Source organism: Burkholderia sola, from assembly GCF_905400185.1.
Taxonomy (GTDB): domain Bacteria; phylum Pseudomonadota; class Gammaproteobacteria; order Burkholderiales; family Burkholderiaceae; genus Burkholderia; species Burkholderia sola.
Map to the genome: position 1 here is coordinate 956,414 of NZ_FR989676.1, position 24,721 is coordinate 981,134.

Consider the following 24,721-nt stretch of genomic DNA (forward strand, 5'->3'; position numbering starts at 1 on the left):
CGGCTTCGGCCGCCCGCGTCGTTTTGGTCAGCCGTGCAGGAAACGGCGCAGCGCGTCGTGGCTCAGGCGGCGCGCCGTTTCCGAGACCCGCGCGCCGGGTACGAGGTCGAATCCGTGTACGCCGCCGGGCAGCACGTGCAGCTCGGTCGGCACGCCCGCGCGCAGCAGGCGCTGCGCGTAGTCGAGATTTTCGTCGAGGAACAGGTCGAGCGAGCCGACCGACAGGAACGTGGGCGGCAGGCCGTCGAGCCGCGTGGCGCGCGCGGCGGCCGCGTACGGCGACACGCCGTCGATGCCCGGCGCGTGACCGAGCAACGCGGTCCAGCCGAACCGGTTGTTGGCCGCATGCCAGATAAATTCGCCGGCATGCGGATGCGGCGTGCGCGTGCAGGTGCGATCGTCGAGCATCGGATAGATCAGGTGCTGGAACGCGAGCGGGAATTCGCCGCGGTCGCGGGCCAGCAGCGCCAGCGCGGCGGCGAGCCCGCCGCCCGCGCTTTCGCCCGCCGCGCCGATCCGCGCGGCGTCGATGCCGAGCGTGTCGGCGTGACGGAACACCCAGCCGAGCGCCGCGTAGCAGTCCTCGATCGCACCGGGAAACACGGTTTCCGGCGCGAGACGGTAGTCGACCGAGATCAGCGCGCAGCCGAGCTGCGTCACGAGCGACCGGTGCACCGCTTCGAGCTCCTTCGCCGCGCCGCGCACGTAGCCGCCGCCGTGCAGGTGGACGACCGCCGGCAGCGGGCGCGCATGGCCGTCGGGCAAATAGACGAGGACCGGGACGTCCGGCGCGCCGGCAGGACCGGGTACCGTGCGGCGTTCGAGCGTGCTGCCGGCCGGGTCGGGCGGCGGCAGCGGCAGCACGCGCTGGCGCGACTGTGCGAGGTTGTCGGCGCTGAGCGTGACGGTCGGCCAGGTCTCGAGCAGCGGGCGGATTTCGGGATCGACGAGAGGCAGGGTGTTCAACGCAGGGCTCCATCGTGGAAGTGGGCGGTGCGCCGCGGTCAGAGCACGCTGCGCGCGACGACCCAACGGTGCACCTCGGTCGGGCCTTCGAAGATGCGCATCAGCCGCGCTTCGCTGGCCATCTGCTGCAACGGCATTTCCTTCGTCATGCCCATCGCGCCGAGCGTCTGCATCGCATGATCGATGACGGTCGACGCCATTTCGGTCGCGAACACCTTGACCATCGAGATCTGCGTGCGTGCATCCTGCCCGGCATCCACGCGCGCGGCCGCTTCGTAGGTCATCAGGCGGCACGCATGGATCTGCGTGAGCGCGTCGGCGACCCACCACTGGACCGCCTGGCGCTCCGCGAGCGGCACGCCGAAGGTCGTGCGCTGTTTCGCATGGTCGCACAGCAGCGCGACCGCGCGCTCGGCGCGGCCGATGCACCATGCGGCCATCTCCAGCCGCCGGTTCGCGAGCCGGGCCTGCATCGGCGCGAAGCCGGCGCCTTCCCGGCCCAGCAATTGCGCGGCGGGAATGCGGCAGTCTTCCAGCACGATTTCGTAGGTCGACAGGCCGCCGATCATCGGGATCCGGCGCTCGATGACGAAGCCCGGCGTGTCGCGCTCGACGATGAACGCCGACATGCCGCCGCGCTTGCCCTTGCTGCGATCGGTCAGCGCCATCACGATCGTCCAGTCGGCTTCGGCCGCGTGGCTGATCCAGATCTTCCGGCCGTTCAGCACCCAGGTGTCGCCATCGCGCACGGCCATCGTCGACAGCGCACCCGGATCGGAGCCGGCGCCCGGCTCGGAGATCGCCATTGCCGCGCGCGTGGCGCCGCGTGCGTACGGGTCGAGATAGCGCGCACGTTGCGCCGCATCGGCCGCATCGCACAGCATCCGCAGGTTCGGCGAGTCGGGCGGCAGGATGTACGGGGTCACGGTCGTGCCGATCGCTTCGTTCACGCCGACCATCGCGACGGCCGGCAGGTCCGAGCCGCCCACGTCGAGCGGCGCGTCGAGTCCCCACAGGCCGAGTTGCCGCGAGCGCTCGTCGAGGTGCGCGCGCTCGTCGGCGAGCAGCCCGAAACGCTGGCCGTCGGCCTCGCGCGCCATCACCGCCGCTTCGAGCGGAATCAGTTCGTCCTTCACGAAACGTGCGACGAGGTCCCGGATCATCCGGTGTTCGAGTTCGAGGTCGAAATTCATGAGGGTGGGTCCGTACAGGGGGGAAGAAGGCGTGCCGTCAGCCGACGTTCGCGCGCGCCGCCGCGCGGGCGCGCAGCGTGCCGAGCAACGCGAACGCGCCGGCCGCCAGCAGCGCGGCATTGAAATAGAGGCCGCCGCGCATCGACCCGGTGGCCGTGTTGAGCACGCCCATCAGGAACGGGCTCGCGAATCCGCCGATCGCGCCGGTCATCGTGATCGCCGCGATCGCGACCGCCATCGAGCGCTTCGGCAGCGCGAGCCCCGGCAGCACCCAGAACGCGGGCAGCGCCGCGGCGTGCGTGGCGACCGCGATGCACAGCGCGATCATCAGGTGCGACGTGCCGGCGCTGCTCGCGAGGCCGGCGAGGGCCGCCGCGCACGCGAGCATCGCGACGGCGCCGTGCTTGCGCCATTCGCGCCGGCGCTCGGTGCGCCAGCCCATCGCGAGCATGCCGACGATGCCGCACAGGTACGGCAGCGCGGACAGCAGCCCGATCTGCATCGCGCCATGCAGGCCGCCGCGATGCAGGATCACGGGCATCCAGAACACGAGCGCGTAGCCGGCGGCCGCGATTGCGAAATTGGCCGCGCACAGCAGCCAGAAATCGCGATGTGCGAGTAGCGGTCGCGCTGCGTTCGCGGCCGGCGTACCGGCTTCGGCCTGCGCGTGCGCGGCGCGCAGCGCGGCCTTGTCGGCGTCAGACAGCCAGCGTGCGTCGTCCGGCCGGTCGTCGAGAAAGCGCAGCGCGACGAGGCCGAGCGCGCTGCTCGGCAGCCCTTCGACGACGAACAGCCATTGCCAGCCGCTCAGGCCGGCCACGCCGTCGAAGTACGACAGGATCGCGCCCGACACGGGGCCGGCGATCAGCCCCGCGAGGTACAGCGCGGTCATGAACAGCGCGAACGCCTTGGCGCGCTGCCGCGGCGGATACCACGCGCCGAGATAGAACAGGATGCCGGGGAAGAAGCCGGCCTCGAACACGCCGAGCAGAAAGCGGCACGCGTAGAACTGCGCGGGCGTCGCGACGAACATCGTCGCGGCCGAGCCGAGGCCCCACAGCACCATGATCCGGGCGATCGTCCGGCGCGCGCCGATCCGCGCGAGCCACGCGTTGCTCGGAATCTCGAACGCCATGTAGCCGATGAAGAAAATGCCCGCGCCGAGCCCGTAGACGGCGTCGGAGAAGTGCAGTTCGGCGGCCATCTGTGCGTGCGCGAAGCCGATGTTGATCCGGTCGATGAACGACAGCGTGTAGCAGAGGATCAGGAACGGCAGCAGCCGGCGCGAGATTCGGCGGTAGAGTGCCTGTGTCGAGCCATCGTCGACGGCGGCCGGGTGGATCGAAAGGGTCGGGGTCATGGGCACTCCGTCAGAAGCGGTGAGTGACGCCGAGCGCAAACACCTGCTCGGTGCCGCCCGGTTGCGGTGGCAGACCGGCGACGACGGTATTGCGGGCGTCGCCGCCGTTCTTCATGCAGAGATAGCGTGCGTAGAGCGATGTCCGCTTCGACAGCGGATGGTCGTAGCCGACGCCGAGCGCGGTCGCATCGTTCGCCGAACCCTTCACGTCGCGGCGCACCACCGACACGAGCACGCGATCGAGCGCGCCGACGTTGATCGACGCACCGACGCTGGCGGTCGAGAACGCGGGCAGGCGCGCCGCCGTGCCGACGCCATACAGGAACGCGGCGTACAGCTTGACGCGCGCGAACGCGTAGTTGGCCGCGAACACGTAGTGGCGGGTCGTCGACGGGGAAACGACGGGCGCCAGGTTGCCGGCCGACGTATCGCCCTGGAAGCCGGCGCCGACGTAGAGCCCGCCGATCCGGTACTGAAGCCCGGCGCCGTAGTTGCGTCCGGCTTGAGTCGAGAGTGCGTTCGGCGTCGGAAAGCCGTACGTGGCCATCACGCGCAGGCCGTTCCAGTCGGGACTCAGATACGACGCCGCCTGGTTGAAGCGCGGAATCGGCGGGGTCGTGTTGCTCGTGATCGTGTCGGTCGACGTTGCGAGCAGCGCGAGCGGCGACATCCGCTCGTTGAGTCCGAACGGATCGCCGTCGTACACGACGTAGAACGCGGGCGTGTATTGCCGGCCGAGCCGCAGGTCGCCGTAGCGCGTGTTCTGCAGCGATACATAGGCCTGTCGGTAGAACAGCGTGCCGCCCTGGAACGATCCGTCGGCTGGCGAGAAACCGCTTTCCAGCACGAATTTCGTCGATGTGCCGCCGCCGAGATCCTCGACGCCCGTCAGGCCGAAGCGGCTCGTCGACGCGCCGCCGCCGCTTTGCCGCAGGGTCGACAGACTGCCGATGCGATCGAATTCGACGTAGCTGTCGACGATCCCGTACAGCGTGACCGACGACGCGTGCGCCGGCGTGGCGCACAGCACGCACGCGCCGACCAGGAATGCTTTCCGTTGCATGAAGGTGTCTCCGTCCATGTTTTTTGGGCGCGCCCGCGTTCTGGGAGCGGTGCGCGCGGATGCTGCGGTGCGGCGCCGGGCTCAGCGGCCCTTGAACACCGGCTTGCGCTTCTCGAGAAACGCGCGGGCGCCCTCGATCCGGTCCTCGCTCGCGTAGACGTCGGGGCCGACGTCCAGCCGCAGCGCGGCGGCCACCGGCAGCCCCTGGCTGCGCGTCGCGGTTTCCTTGATGCGGCGGATCGTGAGCGGTGCGTTCGCGGCGATCGTCTGTGCCAGCTCGCGCACGGTGTCGTCGAGTGCGGCGCCGGGCACGACGCGGTTCAGCAGGCCGGCGCGTTGCGCTTCGTCTGCGTCGAAGCGGCGGCCCGTGAACAGCAGCTCCATCGCGATCGCGCGCGGCAACATGCGCGGCAGCAGCACGCTCGCGAAGTTCGCGCCCATGCCGACCCGCGCTTCGGGCAGCGCGAAGGTCGCGTGAGCGGCGGCGATCCGCAGGTCGCACGCGAGCGCGATTTCGCAGCCGCCGCCGATCGCGTAGCCGTTGATGGCCGCGATGGTCGGCTTGCGCAGCTCCAGGATCAGCTCGTGCACGTTGCGTGCGAGCCCACGCATCGGCTGCATTCCGCGGATCTCGGGGTCGCCGAGATCGACGCCCGCGCTGAATGCGCGTTCGCCCGCGCCGCGGATCACGACGACGCGAATCGACGGGTTGTCGTCGAGCGTGACGAGCGCGTCGCACAGGCGGCGGATCGCGTCGGCGGACAGCGCATTGGCGACGTGTGGGCGATGGATCGTCAGCCACGCGATGCCGTCGGCGTCGTCGCGCAGGATAGACGGGGCATCGTCGCCCGCCGGTGAAGAAAAGCGCTGGGTGGTCATGACGCGCTCCCGGCCACGTCCGCCCGCGTGTCGTGCAGCACGCCGGCCTGCCGCAGCGCGTCGCGGCGCGCCGCGTCGATCCCGAACGCGTCGAGCACGGCGTCGGTGTCGGCGGCAAACGGTTGGGGCGGCCGGCGTATCGAGCCGGGCGTGCGGGACAGTTTGGCGGGAATGCCCGCGCCGGTGTACGTATCGGTATCGACGAACATCGCGTTGCGCGCCGCCTGCGGATGGCCGAACGCATCGGCCACAGTGTTCACCGGCCCCGTCGCGACGCCGGCGTGCATCAGCCGCTCGACGACCTCGTCCGCCTGCAGTTCGGCGGTCAGCTGGCCGAGCAGCGTGTCGAGCGCTTCGCGATGCGCGACGCGCTGCGCATTGGTCGCGAAGCGCGGATCGCGCGCCAGTTCGGGCACGCCGAGCGCCTCGACGAGCCGCGCGAACGTGCGGTTGTTGCCGGCGCCGGTCGCGACCGGCTTGTCCTTGCACGGATAGACGCCGTACGGCGCGATCGCGCCGTACACGTTGCCGGTCGCGACGGGCACGTCGCCGGTCGCCATCCAGCTCGTGCTGACCGGATGCAGCATCGACAGCGCGGTGCTGAACAGGTCGATGTCGACGTGCTGTCCGAGGCCGGAGCGCGTCCGCTCGACCAGCGCGACCAGGATGGTGGAGACGGCGCTCAGGCCGGCCGCATGATCGACGACCGGAAACGGCACCTTGAGCGGCATGCCGCCCGGCTCGCCGTTGATCGACATGAAGCCGGCGAGGCCCTGCGCGACCGCGTCGTAGCCCGGAAACCGCGCGAGCGGGCCGTCGGTGCCGTAGCCGGAAATCGAGCAGTGGACGAGGCGCGGAAAGCGTGCGCGCAGGCAGTGTTCGTAGTCGATGCCCCAGCGTTCGAGCGTGCCCTGCTTGAAGTTGTCGATCAACACGTCGGCCGTTTCGAGCACGCGCAACAGCACGTCGCGTCCGTCGGGATGCGACAGGTCGAGCGCGAGATTGCGCTTGTTGCGGTTGAGCCCCCAGTAGTAGCTGGAGATGCCGTTCGGCATCGCGGGCCCCCAGTCGCGCGTTTCGTCGCCCTGCGGCGGTTCGATCTTGATGACGTCCGCGCCATGGTCGGCGAGCGTCTGCGCGCAGAACGGCCCCGCGTAGACGCGGCTCAGGTCCACCACGCGCACGCCTGCAAGTGCGCCTTCGTTGCTGCTGGTCATGACGATGTCTCCTTCGATGTGGATTCGACGGGCCGGCAGGCCGGCATGCGTCGGCTGCACGGCCGCGATGCGTCGCGGGTTCAGCCGCGCGAGGCGAACAGCGCGGTGACCGCCGCGCGATGCTCGGGGCTGGCGTGCGCGAACGCCTGGTACGACGCCGACAGGTCGAGCAGCGTGTCGAGGCTCGCGTGGCGGCCTTCGCGCAGCAGCCGCTTGGTCAGGCGCAACGCGGTGCCCGAATGACGGGCGATGCGGCCGGCCAGTTCCTGCGCATGCGCGAGGAGGTCACCGTCGGGCACGACGCGCGACACGAGCCCGCAGCGCAGCGCGGCCTGCGCGTCCAGCGCATCGCCGGTGAACGACATTTCCGCGGCGACCGCGGCGCCGACGATCTGCGGCAGGAACCACGCGCCGCCGTCGCCCGGCACGAGGCCGAGCGCGATGAAACTCTCCGCGAAGCGCGCGCTGTCGGCGGCGATGCGGATGTCGCACATGCACGCGAGGTCGGTGCCGGCGCCGATGGCAGGGCCGTTGACTGCCGCGATGGCCGGCACTTCGAGATGCAGGAACGCGTGCGCGAGCCGCTGGATGCCGCGCCGATAGCCGGTCCGGATCGCGGCAGGGTCGTGCGGGCCCGATTCCATGAACGTGCGCATCGTCTTCACGTTGCCGCCCGACGAGAACGTCGTGCCGGCGCCGGTCAGGACCAGCACGCGGATCGATTCGTCGCGGTTCGCTTCGTCGCAGCATTCGGTCAGCGCGTCGATCGCATCGGTGTCCGAAATGGCGTTGCGGGTGTCGGGACGGTTCATCGTGACGGTCAGGATCGCGCCCTGCCGTTCACGGTTCAAAAAAGCTGCCATGGTGTCTCCGTGTATTCGGTGCCGCGGGACTTCACGCCGCGGCCCGAAGCCTAGTATCGTCACGACGGTCGGCGGCGGGAAATTCCGTTCCACATACGTGGAAGGCCCGTGCCGGTCTCTGCGGAGAAGGCGGGATGAGCGGAAACGTGGTCAAGAGCGCAGCGCGCGTGTTCGAGGTGCTGGAACTCTTCAGCACCTTGCAGCGGCCGCTGAGCGTGCGCGAGATCGCCACGCGGTGCGGGTATCCGGGATCGAGCGCGGCGGCGCTGCTGACCAGCATGAAGACGCTCGGCTACCTCGCATACGACGACTCGACCCACGCGTATGCGCCCACCGCGCGGCTCGTCAATCTCGGCGAAGCGCTGGTCGATTCGGCGGCCGGCAGCCGTCGGCACTGGCATGCCGTCGCGAAGCGGCTGGCGGCGCGCACGCACGAGGCGGTCGTGGTCGCGGTGCAGAGCGACCTGTACGTGCAGTACATCGATGCGGTCGAAGGCTCGCATTCGATTCCGGTGCAGTTCTATGCGCCGATCGGCACGCGTCGCGAGATCTGCATGTCGGGCCTTGGCTGGGCGCTGCTGAGCCTCCAGCCGGACAGCACGATCCGCCGGCTCGTGTCGCGCAGCATCCGCCGGATCGGGAAGTCGGGCAGGACGATCGACGAGGACGTCGTGCTCGACAAGGTCGAACAGACCCGCCGGCTCGGCTATTCGTATTCGGCGCATACCGTCACGCAGGGCGCCGCGATGATTTCGATGGTGATCGCGGACGGCTGGAACGGGCTGCCGCTGGCGATGGGCGTGGCCGGGCCCGTCGAGCGGATCGACCCGCATCGGGACGCGATCGTGCGCGCGATGCGGGCGGCGCTCGCCGAGCGTGCGTGCGACGTGGTCGGCTAGGGAACATTCCGCTGTTTGGAGAAATTCATTCGTGAGGCCAGCGCAAGCCCGTTATTAGCGTGAACAGGTCCTAACCGCGCGAAACCGGCGCGCGCAGGCATTCACATAGAATCGGGACGTTTCGCCGCTCCTGTCCCGACTGCATTTCAGCGAGGCCGCCATGCCATTAAACGCGCCGCTTTCCGGCATCCACGTCATCGAATTCGAAGGTCTCGGCCCCGGTCCGCTCGCGGGCTGGATGCTTGCCGGCATGGGCGCGCGCATCACGCTGGTCGCGCGCCCGTCCGGCCGCACCAGTGCGCCGGACGCGCTGCGGGCCCGCGACGGCGACCTGCTGCGCGAAGGCAAGACGATCGTCGAACTCGACCTGAAGGCACCGGCCGGCCGCGACGCGGCGCTCGATCTGATCGCGCACGCCGACGCGCTGATCGAGGGGCTGCGCCCCGGCGTGATGGAGCGGCTCGGCCTCGGGCCCGACGTTTGCGCGCGCCGCCATCCGAAGTTGGTCTACGGGCGCATGACGGGCTGGGGCCAGCACGGCCCGCTCGCGGCCGCGGCGGGGCACGACCTGAACTACGTCGCGCTGACCGGGCTGCTGTCGCTGTCCGCGCCGCGCGACGGCCGGCCGGGCGTGCCGCCGACCGTCGTCGGCGATGCGGGCGGCGCGCTCGGGCTCGCGTTCGGGATCGTCTGTGCGTTGCTCGACGTGCGCGGCGGCAGGCCGGGGCGCGTGGTCGATGGCGCGATCGTCGACATCGTGTCGATGCTTGGTTCGCTCGCGCTGTGGGCACGCGCGAACGGGCTGCTCGACGGCGCGCAGCCGAGCCTGTTCCACGACGCGCCGTTCTACGACGTGTATCGCTGCGCGGACGGCGAATGCGTGACGATCGGCGCGCTGGAACCGCCGTTCTATGCGCTGCTGGTCGAACGGCTCGGGCTGACCGACGTCGATCCCGCGTCGCAGTACGACCGGGCGCGCTGGCCCGCGCTGAAGGCGCGTTTCGCTGAGGTGTTCGCGCAACAGCCGTCCGCGCACTGGCGCGCGCTGCTCGAAGGCACCGACGCGTGTTTTGCGCCGGTGCTGAGCGTGGCCGACGCGGCCGTGCATCCGCACAATGCGGCGCGCGGCATCTATCGGACGGATGAGCACGGGAACGTGCGGGCGCGGGTGGCGCCGCGGTTTTTGCCGTTGGCGGGGGATGACGCCGACTAGGGCCGTCTTTCAGGAGGCTGCTTCCGCTCCTCGACGGTCGAGTGCCCAGCGCATCCGAGAACTAATTTTGATGCTAAATTTAGTATCAAATGAAGTGCAATCGACGCTCGATCGAAAAAGGAGCAGACATGCCCCACACCATTCTGGCGAGCGTGACGGCGAGCGTCTCGGAGCTGAAGCGGAATCCGATGGGAACCGTTGCCGCAGGCGAAGGTTTTCCGGTCGCGATCCTGAATCACAACGAACCCGCGTTCTACTGCATTCCCGCGAAGACGTGGGAGGCGATGGTCGAACGTTTGGAAGACATCGAAGACAATGCGTTGGCCGATTCGCGCGCCAAGGAGAAGGTCGTCAAGGTCAAGCTGAATGACCTTTGAACTCGCCTTTCTCGAACCTGCATTGAAGGAGTGGAAGAAGCTCGATCGCACCGTGCGCGATCAATTCAAGGCCAGGCTCGCGGAGCGGCTGGAGCATCCCCGCATCCCGTCAGCCAAATTGCATGGCCACCCGGATCGCGACAAGATCAAGCTGCGTGGTGTCGGCTATCGCCTCGTCTACGAAGTGCGCGACGCGGAAGTCATCGTGCTGGTGGTCGCGGTGGGCCGCCGCGAGCGTGATGCGGTTTATCTGGCTGCGATGAAACGCTAGCGCGGCATCAACGCTCGGCCTCGGCAACTCACGCCGTTTCCGCCGGCGCATCCGGCATCTTGCCGTCGCCGACGCGGTTGATCGTGCCTTGCGCGATCGCGACGAGCCGTTCGTGGTCGCCGTCGATGACGAACACGTGGCACTGGCAGGTCGCCTGGTGCCGGCCCGCGTAGACGAGCTTCGCGCGGGCGACGAGCGTGCCGTTCACGGCCGGCCGCAGGTAGTTGATCTTGTATTCGGCGGTGATCACGCGCGGGCCGAGCACGAGCGCGCCGGCGAACGTCAGCGCGTTGTCCGCGAGATAGCTGATGACGCCGCCGTGCACGAAACCGTGCTGCTGCCGCAATTCCTCGCGCACCGGCAGACACAGCGACACTTCGTTGTCGCCGATATGCATCAGCTGCGTGCCCAGCAGCATGCTGAACGGCTGCGCGCGCAATGCGCCGCGCGCGTGGTCCGTGATGTCGGTCATTGAACGTCCTTGGAAATGAGTGCCCGCTTGCGCTGAACTCTAGGAAGGGGGCTCCGGATAAGCAAGGAAATTCGTCCGCGTTTCGTGCAAATCCCGGCGCGATGCGACGCGATTATTGTGCCGAATACGCAAGATCTCCGCGTTTGCGGGCGATTCGCCTGCATTGGCGGCCATTCCGCCTAAAGTCCGACGAAGAAATGCCGCTAATGCCGGGGCATCGCCTCATCGTCCGCTCTTCAGGAATTCCCCCATGTTCGGAAAAATCAAGCTCGCGTCGGGTCTGCTCGGCGTGTTGACCGTGTTCTGCCTCTTCCTGTTCGCGATCGAAGCGCTCGGCTTCTGGACGCTCGCGTCGACGCGCCGCGGCGTCGACGATCTGTCGAACGTCGCGATCTCGCAGGTCGACGCGGCCAGCCGCGCGACCGAGCAACTGCTCGACGCGCGCATCAACCTGTCGCGGGCCGGCACGCGGATGGTGCGCGGCGGCCCGAAACCCGAAGACATCATCCGCCATGCGGGCGCGTCGCTCGCGGAAGCGGACAAGGCGTTCGCGGCGCTGACGGCCGCGCAGCCGGTCGACGACACCAACCGCACGCGCGTCGCGGCGCTCACCGAGCGTTATCGCGCGCTGCGCGGCGCGCTGGGCGAACTCGTGCAGTTCCTCGACGCCGACAACATCCAGGCGTTCCTCGACCAGCCGACCCAGGGCTTCCAGGACGCGTACATCGCCGAACTGCATCGCTTTACCGACTACGGCGGCACGTCGAGCCGCGCGGCGCTCGACACCATCGACGGCGGCATGCTGTGGTTCAAGTCGGTCGGCATCGTGCTGCTGGTGGCGATGCTCGCGGCGAGCGTCGCGATCTACGCGGCCGCGCGGCGCGCGGTCGTCGCGCCGCTGGAGCAGGCCGGCCGCCATTTCGAGCGGATCGCGCAGGGCCGTCTCGACGAAGCCGTGCAGGCGGGCGGCGTGTTCGAGATCGACCGGATGCTGCGCGGCCTCGCCACGATGCAGACGAGCATCGCGGGCACCGTGCGCACGGTGCGCCAGGCGTCCGACGCGATCCATCTCGGCGCCGGCGAGATCGCGGGCGGCAACGCCGACCTGTCGGCGCGCACGGGCACGCAGGCCGCGTCGCTCGAGGAAACCGCCGCGAGCATGGAGGAACTGACCGCGACTGTCCGCCAGAACACCGACAGCGCCCGCGCGGCGAGCGCGCTGGCCGACGCGGCGCTCGAAGCGACGAGCCACGGCGGCGGCGTGGTCGACAGCGTGATCGACCGGATGCGCGGCATCGCGCAGAGCTCGGGGCGCATCGCGGAGATCATCTCGGTGATCGACGGCATCGCGTTCCAGACCAACATCCTCGCGCTGAACGCGGCGGTCGAGGCCGCGCGGGCCGGCGAACAGGGGCGCGGCTTCGCGGTGGTCGCGGGCGAAGTGCGCTCGCTCGCGCAGCGCAGCGCGCAGTCGGCGAAGGAGATCAAGGCGCTGATCGAGGATTCGGTCGCGCAGATCAACGGCGGCGCGGCGCTCGTCGAGCGCGCCGGCGACGCGATGCGCACGGTGTCGGCGTCGATCACGCGCGTCGTGCAGACGATGTCGGAGATCACGGCGGCGTCGGTCGAGCAGAGCGTCGGGATCGAGCAGGTGAACCAGGCCGTCACGCAGATGGATCAGCTGACGCAGCAGAACGCCGCGCTGGTCGAGGAAGTCGCGGCGGCGGCCGCGTCGCTGAACGACCAGACCGCGCACCTGATGCAGGCGGTGTCGGTGTTCGAACTGGGCGACGGGCGCGCCGCACGCGGCGATCGCGCGGCGCCGTCGTTCGCTGCGACGGGTTACGAACCGGCCGGCAGCGCCGCGTAGGCGGTCGCGAGGTGGTAGGGCGTCGTCGACGGCATGTCGGCGCGCGACACCTGCCCGTCGGCCGTCTTGCACTCGAACCAGCCGCGCGGATGCAGGAAGCGCGCGGCGAACCGCTCGATCTGGCGTGCGAGCGGCGCGGAGGCCGGCGTGCCGCCGTGCGTCGCGAGTGCGCGCAGGTATTCGGTCTGCGCCCAGATCCGCTGCGTGCCGTCGATGCACGCGCCTTGCGCGTCGAGCGCCGCGCACACGCCGCCCGTCTGCGGATCGACGCCGTATTGCTCGGCGAACGCGAACGCGCGCGACAGCGCGGCGGGGAGCCCGGTCTGCGCGAGCCGCGCACCGGCCGCGTCGACCAGATAGAACCACTCGAACTGATGGCCGGGCTCGAAACGGTTGTCGGCCGCCCCGAGCGGCAGTTCGGCCACGCAGCCGGTCGCCGCGTCGACGAACGTGCGCTCGACGGCCTGCGCGGTGCGCGCGAGCGCATCGTCGAACGCCGGGTCGCCGAACGCATCGGCGGCCGCGAGCCACGCTTCGGTCAGGTGCATCAGCGGATTCTGCAGCGCGCCGCTGCCGGATGACGAGAAATCGGCGTGGCGCGCGGCATCGAGCAACGCGTCGCCGTGGCGCGGCGCGAAGCGGTCCTGGATCAGCGCGGCGGTGGTTTCGGCCACCGTGCGCGCAGCGGCGTCGCCCGACGCCGCATGCCATGCGGCGCACGCGAACACGATGAACGCGTGCGTATAGAGATCCTTGGTCGTATCGAGCGGCGCGCCCTGCGCGTCGACGCTGTAGATCCAGCCGCCGTGGCGCGCGTCGCGAAAGTGCCGGCACAGCGCGTCGAACAGCGTGGCCGCGTGCGCGGTGTCGCCGGCCTGCGCGAACACGAACAGTTGCCGGGCGCACGCCATTGCGCGATAACGGGTCACGGGCAGCGGCGCATGGGTGGCCGGATCGACGGCCTCGAACGGCAGTTGCAATGCCGGGTCGAACCCTGAACCCCGCCAGATCGGCAAGACGACGTGCGCGAAATGGTGGCGCAGTTGGGCGGCCTGGGCGGAAGCGGAGTCGGAAACGGGCATGGCGGGGTTGAGCGCTTGGATCGAAACGTGTCGGCGGCCCGGAGAATCGGCGCGGCCGGGGCCAAGGATAAAACATTCCGCGCGGCCGGCACCAAAAAAAGGAGATAAATCGGATGCTCAGCAACCTGGAACTCGTGATGCGGCTCGTTCTCGCGGCGGCGCTCGGGAGCGTCATCGGCTTCGAGCGCGAGCGCCTGTCGTGGGCGGCCGGCCTGCGCACGCACATGCTGGTGTGCGTCGGCTCGACGCTGATCATGATCGTGTCGGCGTTCGGTTTCGCCGACGTGCTCGGCACCAGCGACCACGTCGTGCTCGATCCGTCGCGGATCGCCGCGCAGGTCGTGTCGGGCATCGGCTTCCTCGGCGCGGGCTCGATCCTGCTGCGCGGCGAGATCGTGCGCGGGCTGACGACGGCCGCGAGCCTGTGGTCGGTCGCCGCGATCGGCCTCGCGGTGGGCGGCGGGCTCTATGTCGCGGCGATTTCGGCGACGATCATCATTTTGATCATCCTGGCCGGCATCAAGCCGCTGGAGCGGCGCTATTTCACGGTGCGCCAGCGGCGCCAGCTCGCGTTGACGGTGGCGAGCGGCACGCTGACGTTCGATTCGCTGCACGCGGCGCTCGGCCCCGACAGTGCGCGCGTGAAGCAGTTCATCGTGCAGCGTGCCGACGACACGGGCGAGCAGGACGAGGTGCGCATCGCGCTCGCGCGGGTGTCGGAAGGCGAATACAAGGCGATCTGCGACAAGCTGCGCGCGCTGCCGGGCGTCACGCGGTTCGACGGCGGGAACGGGCTGGGGGGCGACGAATAGCAGGCCTGTCAGCACGAATGCGCTGGGCGGAGGGAGTCGTCGGTCCGGGGCGTTGGTTGATGCCGTCGAGCGCGACGGCAACCTGGACGTCGCTGGTGGAATGTCGTTGGCGTAATCCAACCGTCAATCGGTAGTGGAGACGCGATGATATCTGGCAACGTACTTTGCCTGAGCGATGATTTTCCCGTGCATCTGATAAGCGACGACTGCGGGACTTGCCGCCGGCGCCACGTCGATTTTTGCCACGTTCAGGGCGGACGCCGTCACGACATATCGATGCGACGCCCCCTGAGGCGGGCAGGGCCCACCGTATCCGGATTCGCCAAAATCCGTCAATGTCTCGACAGCGCCGCTCGGCATGAGCTTCGGATTGCCGGAAGCGCCTTTTTCGATCGACGACGCCGAAGGTGGAATATTGACGATTTCCCAGTGGGTCCAGCCGAGCCCCCCGGTCGGCGCATCGGGATCGAAGATCGTCACGACGATGCTCTTCGTGCCGCGCGGAACGTGAGCCCACGAAATGCGCGGCGAAACGTTCTGACCGTGACAGCCGAAACCTCCGTACACGTGTTCGTTCGTAAAGTGCCCGCGATGGAGGTCATCGACCGTGATCGTGAACGGCTCCGCGCTGGCTCTCGCCGGGATGAACCCTAATGCCGTTGAGGTGAATAGCATCGCGGACAAAAAAAATCCTCGGTCGCATGACGTTGCTCCGTTGATGGGTGAGAGTTCAGTACAACGGTATCCACCGTATCTTGTAGCGATGCGCCCCGGAAGGCGCATTCGCGAACCACGGTGTTGCCTTGGCTGCAACGTCGACGCGTAGCTACTGTCAACGTTTCTCTCGACCTGTTAGCCCTGAGCCGTCGCGACAGCCGGATCAAGGAGATGGGCAGACGGATCATTGACGACGCGTTGTGGAACCTGATCGAGCCACTTCTACCACCGGCCAAGTCCCCGTCGGTTCAAGTATCCGCGTCGCAAGCCCGTGCTGAATCGCGCAGCGCTGACGGGCATTCTGTTCGTGCTGAAGACCTGCATTCGCTGGCGCGATCTTCCTGCCAAAATGGGATGTGGCTCGTGCGTGAGTTGCTGGCTGCTGCCGCGGGACTGGCAAGAGGCTGCAGTCCGGGATGCATTTCACGCGTTGCTGTTGACCAAACTACTGCGAATCCCTGTCGATCCTCGCTTCCCTCGAGGCCGGGCCTTCGCACTGCGAATCAATACTCGCCTTTATGGTCGAAACATGTTCCAATTATTGCAACATTGCATGCCACTTTTGATCCGATCATGGACGCCAATCCGGCCACGCAGTTTCCGTGTTCCAACGCCTCTCCCTCAGAGGGTCGCATCCTGACAGCGCTACCAGATACATGGAAAAGCGCACCAGTGGCGTCACCGTGGGATGGGATTCAAGTGCATAACTATCAGATCCGCGAAGAGGGGGAAGTCCGGGATTTGCGATTCGAATCGAACCTGCTTCTTTGCTTGTATCGAAAGCCTCACGAGCGGGTTGAGAGCCTTAATCGATTCGGCCGCTGGCAGCACGCCGACGCTTCAGATAGCAGTGTGGCGTATGGTCCACCTAATGCGGCGTTGAATTATCGATGGGGCGTCAACCTCGAGCAAAGCCATCTCATTATCAATATCGATTGGCTTCAGGGTACCTCCGGCCGGATGCCGATCCCGCTCCATGGGTGGTTTGCGGGTATCCACGATCGCATACTGGTGCAACTCATTGACGAGATCGTGCGGGACGCGTCATCGGGCACGCCTACTGGCGTCGAACATGCCGAGTGGTTGGCGCTCTCGGCGCTTTACCGCTTCACGGCGCTGGCCCGAAATACCACATGGGAGTGCAACATGGGGCTCGCGGATGCGATTATGGACCGGGCATTGCAATTCATTCACGCTGGGCTGGATTCAACGCTTCGAGTCCGAGAGATCGCTAGTGCCGCGGGCTTCGAGTCAAATTTGTATGGTTTCATGCGCCTGTTCGGAAAGTACACCGGTTTACCACCACATCAATATGTGATGGAAGCTCGCCTCGAGCGTGCGAAGAATCTGTTGCTTCAGGGGCACGGGAGCGTAACCGACGTAGCGCTGGCATGCGGATTCAACAATATGAGCCATTTCTCGACCGCTTTCAAACGCCGATGGGCTGCGTCACCATCCCAGTTGATCAAAGGAAGCCGATGATCGCCACGGCGAGATATCACGTCGAAATCCTGCTCCCGGTCGGGAACGACACACCTTCCGCCCCGTAGGCCGCCTGTACGGAAAATTTATGAAACAAGCCTACAGCCTGCGCTGGTGGGTCGTGGCGCTCGGCTGCCTCGGTACCATCATCGATTATCTGTCCCGCAACGCGCTTGGGGTGATGGCGCCGGAACTCAAGTTCATTTTGAACATGAGTACGCAGCAATACGCATACGTGGTCGGTGCATTTCAGGCGGGCTATTTAGTCATGCAACCGATATGCGGGCTGGTCATAGACTTGATCGGCTTGCGGATTGGCGTTGCCATATTCGTAGGCATCTCGTCATTTGCGGGTATCTTGCACGGCGTGGCCGGTGGATGGCTATCGCTGGCTGCACTGCGTGCGGTAAAAGGCGCCGCCGATGCTGTCGCGATTCCCGCCGGGATGAAAATCGTTGCCGAATGGTTTCCAGACCACGAAAAATCGGTTGCGGTCGGTTATTTCAACGCTGGCACATCACTCGGCTCACTTTTTGCGCCGCTGGTCGTCGTGTTCCTGTCTCGCGAGTATGGCTGGCAAAGCGCGTTCGCCATTACCGGCGCACTGGGTTTCGTATGGTCGGCAATTTGGTATTTTGTCTACCGCTCGCCAGGGCAGTACCGGGGGCTGGTCAAGACGAAACAGGTTGAGCCTCCCGGTAAGCGAATGTCAGTCCGCACCGAGTGGCATGAAGGAATCCGGCGCATGTGGAAGGTCCTTGGAATGCGCCGTTTTTGGGCGATAGCCCAGGCGCGCTTCTTTGCCGAGCCCGTCTGGCAGACCCTGATTTTCTGGGTTCCGCTGTATCTGGCAACGGAACGGCACATGGACTTGAAGCACATTGCACTGTTTGCATGGCTACCCTTCCTCGCAGCCGACCTGGGCGGCCTTTTCGGCGGATACTTGTCGCCTTTTCTGACCAACCGCTTTCGCGTACCGCTAATCGGATCGCGCGTCGCCGGCGTAGCGCTCGGAGCCGTTTTGATGTTCGGGCCCGCGTGTATTGGCCTAGTCGCTACGCCGCTTCAAGCAATCGTTCTGTTCTGCATGGGTGGTTTTGCACATCAGATGATCTCCGTACTTCTCAATACGCTGTGTGCAGACGTCTTCGAACCGGATGAGGTAGGGACTGCAGCCGGACTGGCCGGTATGGTGGCCTCGATTGGAGGTCTTGGATTTTCGTTGCTGTTGGGTTCGACTGCCGACCGGTTTGGATATGGGCTTTTCTTTGGAGCATTTGGAGCCTTCGATCTTATTGGGGCGACGATACTCTTCATCCTTTTGCGTGACGTGACACGCCGGGCTCAGGTCGCCACGGAAGACAGGACCCTCCAATAGTTGCATCGATCGCAGTGTCCGGCGGCTCCGTCCGCCAACGAGCGCCGCATTCCGCCATGCACAGCCCGGAAAGTAGACGATGCAGCGGGCTCATGACTGGGCGTGCTGCTTAAACCTTCTCGAGTCTATATCCGAAGGTGTACACCGACTGCAGCCGGAGGCCATGCTCCCCATTCAGTCGCAGCTTGTTTTTCACGCGATAGATATGGGTGTCAAGCGAGCGCGAGGACGTGTCGCCTGCGTCTCCCCAGACAAACGTTATTAGGTGGTCGCGGGGAACGACGCGCCCGACATTTCTGAAAAGCGTGGCGATGATCTCGAACTCCTTCCTTGTCACTTTAACTGGCTCGTTGTTGACGAAGATATTTCGACCGCCGCGTGGAACCAGGTAATTTCCGACCAAGACGGAGTCATCTGATTCTTCAGAGATGTTCGTGCGTCGGATTACAGCATCCACTCTGGCGATAAAATCTTCTTTGCTCATCGGCATGCGGATCCAGTCATCTGCGCCAGCGTTGAGTACATCCGCGGTGGAACAGTCCGACAATACGCCGGACAAAGCCAAGACGGGAATTTGCTTGCCGAGGTTATGCCGAACCCAGCGGATGAGGTCGAGCCCCGGCATGGCCGGCACAGTCAATTCCAAGATAACGAGATCGAACATCGCTTGTTGAAGGGCGCGCACAGCCTGGGCGCCGTTCTTGACGGCGACCACATCATTTTCGCGTTGCTGACAGAGGAGGCGCGCGAGATCACCATATACTGCTCGCTCGTCCAAAAACAAAATCTTCATATATCGTTCGTGTGAAGCGAATATTTCACCTTTGTGTGGTGAAAATCAACCACCTTCGGTTGAGGTGTGGTTCTGATTCTGAGTTAATCTGATGTGTTTCAGGATCAAGTGCATTTCTGAAATGCTAATCTAGTAACGTGTGATCGCGACCCATTTGAAGGGGCGACAATGGCTCACCGGAGCGGAGGCTTCTCTGAGTCTCATCGTGCGCGACCGGGCTCAGCAAAAATTCTTTCCGGTTTTTCCCTTTAATCCAGTGCGGCTCGCGACCGACTCCTGACCACGTGCATCCGGACACCGGATCGTAGTATTTGGCCCTTCTTTTTCGCTGGCGTTGATGTTCAGGGGGGAATACGTCGCGTGCGGTCAAGTTGAACAATTTCACGCACATCCTGATCTCTGATATCACGGCGTCAATCATTTTCAATTTCTCAATCTCAAGTTCGTGATCGAGCCGCTTCTTCAAATCGAGATAATTTTGATAGGTCTGCATTGACGTGTCCTAGAAAGGTGGAAGCAAATTATCTACACGGCTGACGCTTCCTCAAGCAATGGCGAGAGGTGGCGGGGCATTCTCTAAATTCACCCGGACGCCACTGCTATCAGTGCGGCCGGATATAGCAGGTGCGCATACTCGCTCATTGACTACTCCGTGCGATCAGATGTTCGTCCATGGATGTCTGTCTTTCTGAAATATTGTCACGCTTCGCCGTGCCGTGCTTTTTGAATTTTTGCGGGCTTCGTGGACGCGAAAAAAATTTGAAAACATCAGACAGAACTACTGCCACCCGGAGAAAAGGCGGGGTTGGCGTGACGTATGGTCAGTCATTTTGGAGCGGTCGTTTGTTGCCATCGAGCGCCAATAAATTAAACGGCAGGCGATATTCGATCTGACGAACCTTGACACATATTCACCGGATTGGTGCATTTTCGTGAAAATTGTTCAGCCCTGGGCCGGGCGGTCAATTGGAAAATCGACGCTAGCCGGTGAGTGGGTTTGGCATTTAGCTCGCCGTTGAAAGGTCGACATTTTTTAATTTGTCAGATTTATGTGAAAGGGTCGATTGGCGGAAGCTGCGGCTCGATATCGACGGGGATCTAAATGAACAAGAATTACAGGACAATTTGGAACGAGGCGCTTGGCGCCTGGGTGGCCGCCTCAGAAAACGACTCGGCTCGCGGAAAGCCGAACAAGAGGAGCGTAGTTGCGCTGATGGCCGTTGCACTGATTGCGTGCCCACATACTGTTCTGGCGCAATATTCGGCTGGCCTCGGAGCGGCCGCTCAGACAGGTGCGATCGCAATTGGTGGTAATAATGGGGTAACCAATGCATCTACCGCTGGGGATATTGCAATTGGTTCAGCTGCTACAGCGAACTCGGGTTCGAGCGTACTTGGGACAATGGGGCCGGCAGTTGCCATCGGCTGGGACACTACCGCTTCGGGTCTATATGCGACAGCGCTTGGTGCGTTCACGTTTGCCAGCGCAGCGAACGCCACGGCAATTGGTGCGCATGCTACTGCGACATCTCAAGGCGCCACTGCAATTGGTTATGGAGCTACAGCTAATGCTGTTAACTCTGTGGCTTTAGGGTATGGGTCGATAGCCGATGGTATGGCTACCCCAGCGCTGGGCACGACAATTAATGGTGTCCAATATACTTTTGCCGGGATAAGCGCCTATGGGATCGTTAGCGTGGGTTCCCCTGGTGACGAAAGAGTCATCACCAATGTTGGTGCAGGGCAGATATCGTCCACTAGCACTGACGCGATTAACGGATCGGAGCTTTATGCGACGAATCAAGCGATTACTGCCGTCGCTTCGAGCGTGACAAGCCTGTCTACTGCGGCTGCTGGTGCTGTATCCGCAAGCAGTTCAATTGCGTCGCTCTCGACGGGACTCAGTTCAACCAACAGTTCCGTGACTTCGCTGTCGACGTCAACCTCCACCGGGATCAGCACCGCGCAAAGCGGCGTCACTTCGTTGTCGACAAGTCTGAGTTCGACCAAAAGCACGGTGACCTCGCTGTCGACGTCGGCGTCGACGGGGATCAGCACGGCTCAAAGCGGAGTGACGTCGTTGTCGACGGGCCTGAGCGCGACGAATAGCACGGTGACCTCGCTGTCGACGTCGGCGTCGACGGGGATCAGCACGGCTCAAAGCGGCGTGACGTCGTTGTCGACGGGCCTGAGCGCGACGAATAGCTCGGTAACCTCGCTGTCGACGTCGGCCTCGACGGGGATCAGCACGGCTCAAAGCGGCGTGACCTCGTTGTCGACGGGTCTAAGCTCGACGAATAGCTCGGTGACGTCGCTGTCGACGTCGGCGTCGACGGGGATCAGTACGGCTCAAAGCGGAGTGACGTCGTTGTCGACGGGTCTGAGCACGACGAATAGCACGGTGACCTCGCTGTCGACGTCGGCGTCGACGGGGATCAGCACGGCTCAAAGCGGCGTGACCTCGTTGTCGACGGGTCTGAGCTCGACCAATAGCTCGGTGACGTCGCTGTCGACGGGTCTGAGCGCGACGAATAGCTCGGTAGCGTCGCTGTCGACGGGTCTGAGCGCGACGAATAGCTCGGTAGCGTCGCTGTCGACGGGCGTAGCAAATTCTGTGCAGTATGACAACGCAGCGCATACGTCGGTGACGTTGGGTAGTGTCGGCGCGACTACGCCGGTCACATTGACTAACGTCGCCGCAGGCGTGAATCCAACCGACGCGGTGAACTACAGTCAGTTGAGTTCACTGTCGACATCAGCGTCAACGGGCCTTTCGTCGGCGACCAGCTCGATCACGTCGTTGTCGACGTCGACCTCGACGGGCATCAGCTCGTTGTCGACCGGGTTGAGCACGACCGACAGCACGGTGACGTCGCTGTCGACGTCGACCTCGACGGGCATCAGCTCGTTGTCGACTGGCCTGAGCACGACGGACAGCACGGTGACGTCGCTGTCGACGTCGACCTCGACGGGCATCAGCTCGTTGTCGACTGGCCTGAGCACGACGGATAGCACGGTGACGTCGCTGTCGACGTCGACCTCGACGGGCATCAGTTCGTTGTCAACTGGCCTGAGCACGACGGATAGCACGGTGACGTCGCTGTCGACGTCGACCTCGACGGGCATCAGTTCGTTGTCAACTGGCCTGAGCACGACGGACAGCACGGTGACGTCGCTGTCGACCTCGGCCTCGACGGGCATCAGCTCGTTGTCGACTGGCCTGAGCACGACGGACAGCACGGTGACGTCGCTGTCGACCTCGGCCTCGACGGGTATCAGCTCGTTGTCGACTGGCCTGAGCACGACCAACAGCACGGTGGCGTCGTTGTCGACCTCGACGTCGACAACCGTCAACTCGCTGTCGACGGGATTGAGTGCGACCAACAGCAACCTGGCATCGTTGTCGACGTCCACGTCGACGGGCATTGGCTCGCTGTCGACCGGCCTTAGCGCAACCGGGAGCAGCGTCGCGTCGCTGTCGACGGGGCTGAGCACGACGAACAGCAACGTGGCGTCACTCTCGACATCCGCATCCACCGGCGTCAGCTCACTGTCGACGGGCCTGAGCACGACCAACAGCAGTGTCGCGTCGCTGTCGACGTCAACGTCGACCGGCCTCAGCTCGACAAACAGCAGTATTGCCTCGTTGTCGACGGGATTGAGCACGACCGACAGTAACGTGACGTCGCTCTCGACCGGACTGTCCACAACCAACGACAGCCTGGCATCGCTTTCAACCGCAGTGGCGCCGCTCACGTCGATCAAGACCCAGACGACGGACGGTAGCACCGCCATCGGCACCGGGGCCACCGCGGCACCGAACTCGACGGCCGTCGGTCAAGGCGCATCCGCGTCCGGAGCGAACTCGACCGCGGTGGGTGAAGGCGCGGTTGCATCCGGGCAAAACTCGACTGCAGAGGGGCAGGGCGCGATCGCCTCGGGCGCTAACTCGAAGGCGGATGGTCAGGCCGCAGCCGCGACAGGAGACAACTCGACTGCATTGGGCCAGGGATCGACTGCTTCGGGCGCCAATACGACTGCGGTAGGACAGGGCAGTGTCGCGAGCGCTTCGAATGCCGTGGCAATCGGTGCGGGTTCGGTGGCTTCGCAGCCCAACACGGTGTCGTTCGGATCGCCCGGCAATGAGCGTCGGTTGACGAACGTGGCGCCTGGCATCAACGGAACGGATGCAGCGAACATGAACCAGTTGTGGGGTGTCCAGTCGACCGTCAATGAGGTAGCACGTCGTGCCTACTCCGGGATCGCCGCGGCAACCGCGTTGACCATGATTCCCGAAGTCGACCCCGGGAAGACGATTGCGGTGGGGATCGGAGGGGGGAGTTACCAAGGGTATGCAGCGACTGCGCTCGGGGTATCCGTTCGCTTCAGCGACAACCTGAAAGCGAAGATCGGGGTAGGGATCAGCGGGAGCGCCAGCACTTATGGCGCTGGCGTCTCATATCAATGGTAAAGCGTTGATTTGAGCTCCGGGCGGATGCCGATCCTGTCGGCATCCGCCCGGAGATTTCCCTGCTCAACCGCTAATAATTTTGCCTCGTCAAGTGGGGCGTTTTATGGATAGCTTTCAACTACGCCACGCATTCCGGGTGGAACCATGAGGCATTCTCCGCTCGGATGTTCCCTCAACCACAATCGCAAAAGGCTGCGCCCAGGTGTGGGCATCTCGCTGTTTGCGCGCGACGGCCAGTCGTTGTGGGAAAACGGCATTCACCAGAACATCGCGTTCCTTGCGATGATGCTCAAGCACTCGGACCGCATCGGCCCCGTCTATTTCCTGAACGGCGGGGACGCGAACGCGCTGCCGGCCGGTCTCGACCTCGACGGCCTCGACATCCCGCTCGTGAAACCCGTCGACGTCGCGCATGAGCTCGACGTCGTGATCGAGATGGGTGCACAACTGCCGGCCGAATGGCTCAGGCACGTGAAGGCGCTCGGCACGAAGCTCGTCGCGTGCTACGTCGGCCATACGTACAGTGGCCTCGCCGAAACGCCGATCTTCGAGAAGCCTTCGGGACACATCTTCAACGGCACGCAGTTCGACGAAGTGTGGGTACTCGAAAAATCGCAAAAGATCGACGTGCCGCTGCTGCGCACGCTCACGCGCGCGCCGGTCCATACGATTCCGCATCTTTGGTCGCCGTACTTTCTCGATCGCCGTATTGCCGCGCTGGCGAGCGAAGGAATGACGTTCGGCTATCGGCCTGGTCGCCGCGCGTGGTGTCTCGCGACGCTCGAACCAAACATCTCAGTTGTGAAGTCCTGCCATTACCCGATGCTTGTTTGCGACGAGTTCTACCGCGCGCATCCCGAGGCCGTGCAGCATCTGTTCGTCGTCAATTCGATACACATGAAGGCACATTCTACCTTCGTGCATTTCGCGAACAGCCTAGATCTCGTACGCCGACATAAGGCGACGTTCGAACCGCGCACCGACCTGCCGGGCTTCATGGCGCGCCATGCGGATGCCGTCGTGTCGCACCATTGGGAAAATCCGCAGAACTACCTGTACTACGACGTGTTATATGGCGGCTATCCGCTGATCCACAATTCGACGCTGCTCGGAGATGCCGGCTACTACTACCCCGACTTCGATTCCGTCGCGGGCAGCCAGGCGCTGCTCGAAGCGTGGCTGCATCACGACGAGCGGCTTGACGACTATCGCGCGAAAGCTGACCGGTTGCTGCGATCGGTCTCGATCGACAACCCCGCCAACCTGGACGCGTTCGTTGAGCGCCTGGCCGCATGAACCGGCCCATACGCGTGTCGGACGCCCATGTGCGTCCAGCGCCCGGC

General features: G+C 64.9%; 21 protein-coding genes and 2 pseudogenes. 11 read left to right on the forward strand and 12 right to left on the reverse strand.

What is annotated here, in order from left to right; all coding sequences use genetic code 11:
• Positions 1-27: 27 nt before the first annotated feature.
• The 7 genes from KR541_RS20860 to KR541_RS20890 all read right to left on the reverse strand — a co-directional run bounded on the left by KR541_RS20860 (position 28) and on the right by KR541_RS20890 (position 7,541).
• The gene (locus tag KR541_RS20860; RefSeq protein ID WP_209934301.1) at positions 28-966 is read right to left on the reverse strand and encodes an alpha/beta hydrolase; all 939 of its coding nucleotides are present in this window, start codon (positions 964-966) and stop codon (positions 28-30) included.
• A 38-nt stretch (positions 967-1,004) separates the two neighbouring features.
• Positions 1,005-2,159 carry an acyl-CoA dehydrogenase family protein gene (locus tag KR541_RS20865; protein ID WP_050013345.1) on the reverse strand — a complete coding sequence of 385 codons (1,155 nt, stop codon included), beginning with the start codon at positions 2,157-2,159 and terminating at the stop codon, positions 1,005-1,007.
• 37 nt (positions 2,160-2,196) lie between these two features.
• The gene (locus KR541_RS20870) at positions 2,197-3,519 is read right to left on the reverse strand and encodes an MFS transporter (protein WP_216089760.1); all 1,323 of its coding nucleotides are present in this window, start codon (positions 3,517-3,519) and stop codon (positions 2,197-2,199) included.
• A gap of 10 nt (positions 3,520-3,529) precedes the next feature.
• Entirely contained in the window at positions 3,530-4,582 is a 1,053-nt protein-coding gene (locus KR541_RS20875) for a porin (RefSeq protein ID WP_050013343.1), read from the reverse strand.
• A gap of 81 nt (positions 4,583-4,663) precedes the next feature.
• Positions 4,664-5,461: an enoyl-CoA hydratase/isomerase family protein gene (locus tag KR541_RS20880; RefSeq protein WP_080334222.1), complete on the reverse strand. Its 798-nt coding sequence runs from the start codon at positions 5,459-5,461 to the stop codon at positions 4,664-4,666.
• Positions 5,458-6,678, reverse strand: a complete 1,221-nt coding sequence (locus tag KR541_RS20885) for a CaiB/BaiF CoA transferase family protein (RefSeq protein ID WP_050013342.1) — start codon at positions 6,676-6,678, stop codon at positions 5,458-5,460. Before KR541_RS20885 ends, KR541_RS20880 begins: the two co-directional genes overlap by 4 nt.
• Before the next feature lie 80 nt (positions 6,679-6,758).
• Positions 6,759-7,541, reverse strand: a complete 783-nt coding sequence (locus tag KR541_RS20890) for a crotonase/enoyl-CoA hydratase family protein (protein WP_050013341.1) — start codon at positions 7,539-7,541, stop codon at positions 6,759-6,761.
• A gap of 134 nt (positions 7,542-7,675) precedes the next feature.
• Here KR541_RS20890 and KR541_RS20895 point away from each other — a divergent pair, with 134 nt between their 5' ends.
• The 4 genes from KR541_RS20895 to KR541_RS20910 all read left to right on the forward strand — a co-directional run bounded on the left by KR541_RS20895 (position 7,676) and on the right by KR541_RS20910 (position 10,301).
• On the forward strand, positions 7,676-8,440 hold the full coding sequence (locus KR541_RS20895; RefSeq protein ID WP_050013340.1) for an IclR family transcriptional regulator: 765 nt from the start codon (positions 7,676-7,678) through the stop codon (positions 8,438-8,440).
• 160 nt (positions 8,441-8,600) lie between these two features.
• Positions 8,601-9,653 (forward strand): CaiB/BaiF CoA transferase family protein, encoded by a 1,053-nt coding sequence (locus tag KR541_RS20900; RefSeq protein ID WP_216089761.1) that lies wholly within the window; start codon positions 8,601-8,603, stop codon positions 9,651-9,653.
• Positions 9,654-9,781: 128 nt separating this feature from the next.
• Positions 9,782-10,030 (forward strand): type II toxin-antitoxin system Phd/YefM family antitoxin, encoded by a 249-nt coding sequence (locus tag KR541_RS20905; RefSeq protein ID WP_048023838.1) that lies wholly within the window; start codon positions 9,782-9,784, stop codon positions 10,028-10,030.
• Positions 10,020-10,301 carry a type II toxin-antitoxin system RelE family toxin gene (locus tag KR541_RS20910; protein WP_050018268.1) on the forward strand — a complete coding sequence of 94 codons (282 nt, stop codon included), beginning with the start codon at positions 10,020-10,022 and terminating at the stop codon, positions 10,299-10,301. The genes KR541_RS20905 and KR541_RS20910 overlap by 11 nt, the downstream gene beginning before the upstream one ends.
• Before the next feature lie 28 nt (positions 10,302-10,329).
• Here the strand turns inward: KR541_RS20910 and KR541_RS20915 are convergent, their stop codons facing one another.
• Complete coding sequence (locus tag KR541_RS20915; RefSeq protein ID WP_050018269.1) at positions 10,330-10,773, reverse strand: PaaI family thioesterase; 444 nt, start codon at positions 10,771-10,773, stop codon at positions 10,330-10,332.
• 250 nt (positions 10,774-11,023) lie between these two features.
• Here KR541_RS20915 and KR541_RS20920 point away from each other — a divergent pair, with 250 nt between their 5' ends.
• Positions 11,024-12,643, forward strand: coding sequence for a methyl-accepting chemotaxis protein (locus KR541_RS20920; protein WP_050018270.1), 1,620 nt, complete (start codon positions 11,024-11,026; stop codon positions 12,641-12,643).
• Here KR541_RS20920 and KR541_RS20925 read toward each other — a convergent pair.
• Positions 12,616-13,725, reverse strand: a complete 1,110-nt coding sequence (locus KR541_RS20925; protein WP_176016298.1) for an AGE family epimerase/isomerase — start codon at positions 13,723-13,725, stop codon at positions 12,616-12,618. The two genes, KR541_RS20920 and KR541_RS20925, sit on opposite strands and share 28 nt — an antisense overlap.
• A gap of 113 nt (positions 13,726-13,838) precedes the next feature.
• On the opposite strand from KR541_RS20925, the gene KR541_RS20930 reads away from it, so the two are divergent.
• Positions 13,839-14,537, forward strand: a complete 699-nt coding sequence (locus KR541_RS20930) for an MgtC/SapB family protein (RefSeq protein ID WP_050018272.1) — start codon at positions 13,839-13,841, stop codon at positions 14,535-14,537.
• Between the two features lie 123 nt (positions 14,538-14,660).
• On the opposite strand, the gene KR541_RS20935 is transcribed toward KR541_RS20930, so the two are convergent.
• Entirely contained in the window at positions 14,661-15,212 is a 552-nt protein-coding gene (locus KR541_RS20935) for a YbhB/YbcL family Raf kinase inhibitor-like protein (RefSeq protein ID WP_124631379.1), read from the reverse strand.
• Positions 15,213-15,425: 213 nt separating this feature from the next.
• On the opposite strand from KR541_RS20935, the pseudogene KR541_RS20940 reads away from it, so the two are divergent.
• The 3 genes and pseudogenes from KR541_RS20940 to KR541_RS20950 all read left to right on the forward strand — a co-directional run.
• A pseudogene (locus KR541_RS20940) lies at positions 15,426-15,702 on the forward strand (transposase); the annotation flags it as partial.
• A 125-nt stretch (positions 15,703-15,827) separates the two neighbouring features.
• Positions 15,828-16,736 carry a helix-turn-helix transcriptional regulator gene (locus tag KR541_RS20945; protein WP_185722712.1) on the forward strand — a complete coding sequence of 303 codons (909 nt, stop codon included), beginning with the start codon at positions 15,828-15,830 and terminating at the stop codon, positions 16,734-16,736.
• 88 nt (positions 16,737-16,824) lie between these two features.
• Entirely contained in the window at positions 16,825-18,114 is a 1,290-nt protein-coding gene (locus tag KR541_RS20950; protein ID WP_216089762.1) for an MFS transporter, read from the forward strand.
• Positions 18,115-18,223: 109 nt separating this feature from the next.
• Here KR541_RS20950 and KR541_RS20955 read toward each other — a convergent pair whose 3' ends face one another.
• Together KR541_RS20955 and KR541_RS20960 are read right to left on the reverse strand one after the other, a co-directional pair.
• Positions 18,224-18,907 (reverse strand): response regulator transcription factor, encoded by a 684-nt coding sequence (locus KR541_RS20955; protein WP_213346163.1) that lies wholly within the window; start codon positions 18,905-18,907, stop codon positions 18,224-18,226.
• Positions 18,908-19,031: 124 nt separating this feature from the next.
• Positions 19,032-19,400: an H-NS histone family protein gene (locus KR541_RS20960; RefSeq protein WP_081083370.1), complete on the reverse strand. Its 369-nt coding sequence runs from the start codon at positions 19,398-19,400 to the stop codon at positions 19,032-19,034.
• Between the two features lie 642 nt (positions 19,401-20,042).
• Here KR541_RS20960 and KR541_RS20965 point away from each other — a divergent pair.
• Positions 20,043-23,378: pseudogene (locus KR541_RS20965) on the forward strand (YadA-like family protein); the annotation flags it as partial.
• A 144-nt stretch (positions 23,379-23,522) separates the two neighbouring features.
• Positions 23,523-24,674 carry a DUF2827 domain-containing protein gene (locus KR541_RS20970; RefSeq protein ID WP_124631340.1) on the forward strand — a complete coding sequence of 384 codons (1,152 nt, stop codon included), beginning with the start codon at positions 23,523-23,525 and terminating at the stop codon, positions 24,672-24,674.
• Positions 24,675-24,721 lie beyond the last annotated feature (47 nt).

Bases quoted from the DNA above. Each gene is read 5' to 3' on its own strand.
- KR541_RS20875 (WP_050013343.1), bottom strand. From the start codon at position 4,582: ATGCAACGGAAAGCATTCCTGGTCGGCGCGTGCGTGCTGTGCGCCACG.
- KR541_RS20865 (WP_050013345.1), bottom strand. From the start codon at position 2,159: ATGAATTTCGACCTCGAACTCGAACACCGGATGATCCGGGACCTCGTC.
- KR541_RS20930 (WP_050018272.1), top strand. From the start codon at position 13,839: ATGCTCAGCAACCTGGAACTCGTGATGCGGCTCGTTCTCGCGGCGGCG.
- KR541_RS20960 (WP_081083370.1), bottom strand. From the start codon at position 19,400: ATGCAGACCTATCAAAATTATCTCGATTTGAAGAAGCGGCTCGATCAC.
- KR541_RS20870 (WP_216089760.1), bottom strand. From the start codon at position 3,519: ATGACCCCGACCCTTTCGATCCACCCGGCCGCCGTCGACGATGGCTCG.
- KR541_RS20970 (WP_124631340.1), top strand. From the start codon at position 23,523: ATGAGGCATTCTCCGCTCGGATGTTCCCTCAACCACAATCGCAAAAGG.
- KR541_RS20905 (WP_048023838.1), top strand. From the start codon at position 9,782: ATGCCCCACACCATTCTGGCGAGCGTGACGGCGAGCGTCTCGGAGCTG.
- KR541_RS20955 (WP_213346163.1), bottom strand. From the start codon at position 18,907: ATGAAGATTTTGTTTTTGGACGAGCGAGCAGTATATGGTGATCTCGCG.
- KR541_RS20885 (WP_050013342.1), bottom strand. From the start codon at position 6,678: ATGACCAGCAGCAACGAAGGCGCACTTGCAGGCGTGCGCGTGGTGGAC.
- KR541_RS20880 (WP_080334222.1), bottom strand. From the start codon at position 5,461: ATGACCACCCAGCGCTTTTCTTCACCGGCGGGCGACGATGCCCCGTCT.
- KR541_RS20925 (WP_176016298.1), bottom strand. From the start codon at position 13,725: ATGCCCGTTTCCGACTCCGCTTCCGCCCAGGCCGCCCAACTGCGCCAC.
- KR541_RS20945 (WP_185722712.1), top strand. From the start codon at position 15,828: ATGGACGCCAATCCGGCCACGCAGTTTCCGTGTTCCAACGCCTCTCCC.
- KR541_RS20900 (WP_216089761.1), top strand. From the start codon at position 8,601: ATGCCATTAAACGCGCCGCTTTCCGGCATCCACGTCATCGAATTCGAA.
- KR541_RS20895 (WP_050013340.1), top strand. From the start codon at position 7,676: ATGAGCGGAAACGTGGTCAAGAGCGCAGCGCGCGTGTTCGAGGTGCTG.
- KR541_RS20950 (WP_216089762.1), top strand. From the start codon at position 16,825: ATGAAACAAGCCTACAGCCTGCGCTGGTGGGTCGTGGCGCTCGGCTGC.
- KR541_RS20910 (WP_050018268.1), top strand. From the start codon at position 10,020: ATGACCTTTGAACTCGCCTTTCTCGAACCTGCATTGAAGGAGTGGAAG.
- KR541_RS20890 (WP_050013341.1), bottom strand. From the start codon at position 7,541: ATGGCAGCTTTTTTGAACCGTGAACGGCAGGGCGCGATCCTGACCGTC.
- KR541_RS20915 (WP_050018269.1), bottom strand. From the start codon at position 10,773: ATGACCGACATCACGGACCACGCGCGCGGCGCATTGCGCGCGCAGCCG.
- KR541_RS20920 (WP_050018270.1), top strand. From the start codon at position 11,024: ATGTTCGGAAAAATCAAGCTCGCGTCGGGTCTGCTCGGCGTGTTGACC.
- KR541_RS20935 (WP_124631379.1), bottom strand. From the start codon at position 15,212: ATGCTATTCACCTCAACGGCATTAGGGTTCATCCCGGCGAGAGCCAGC.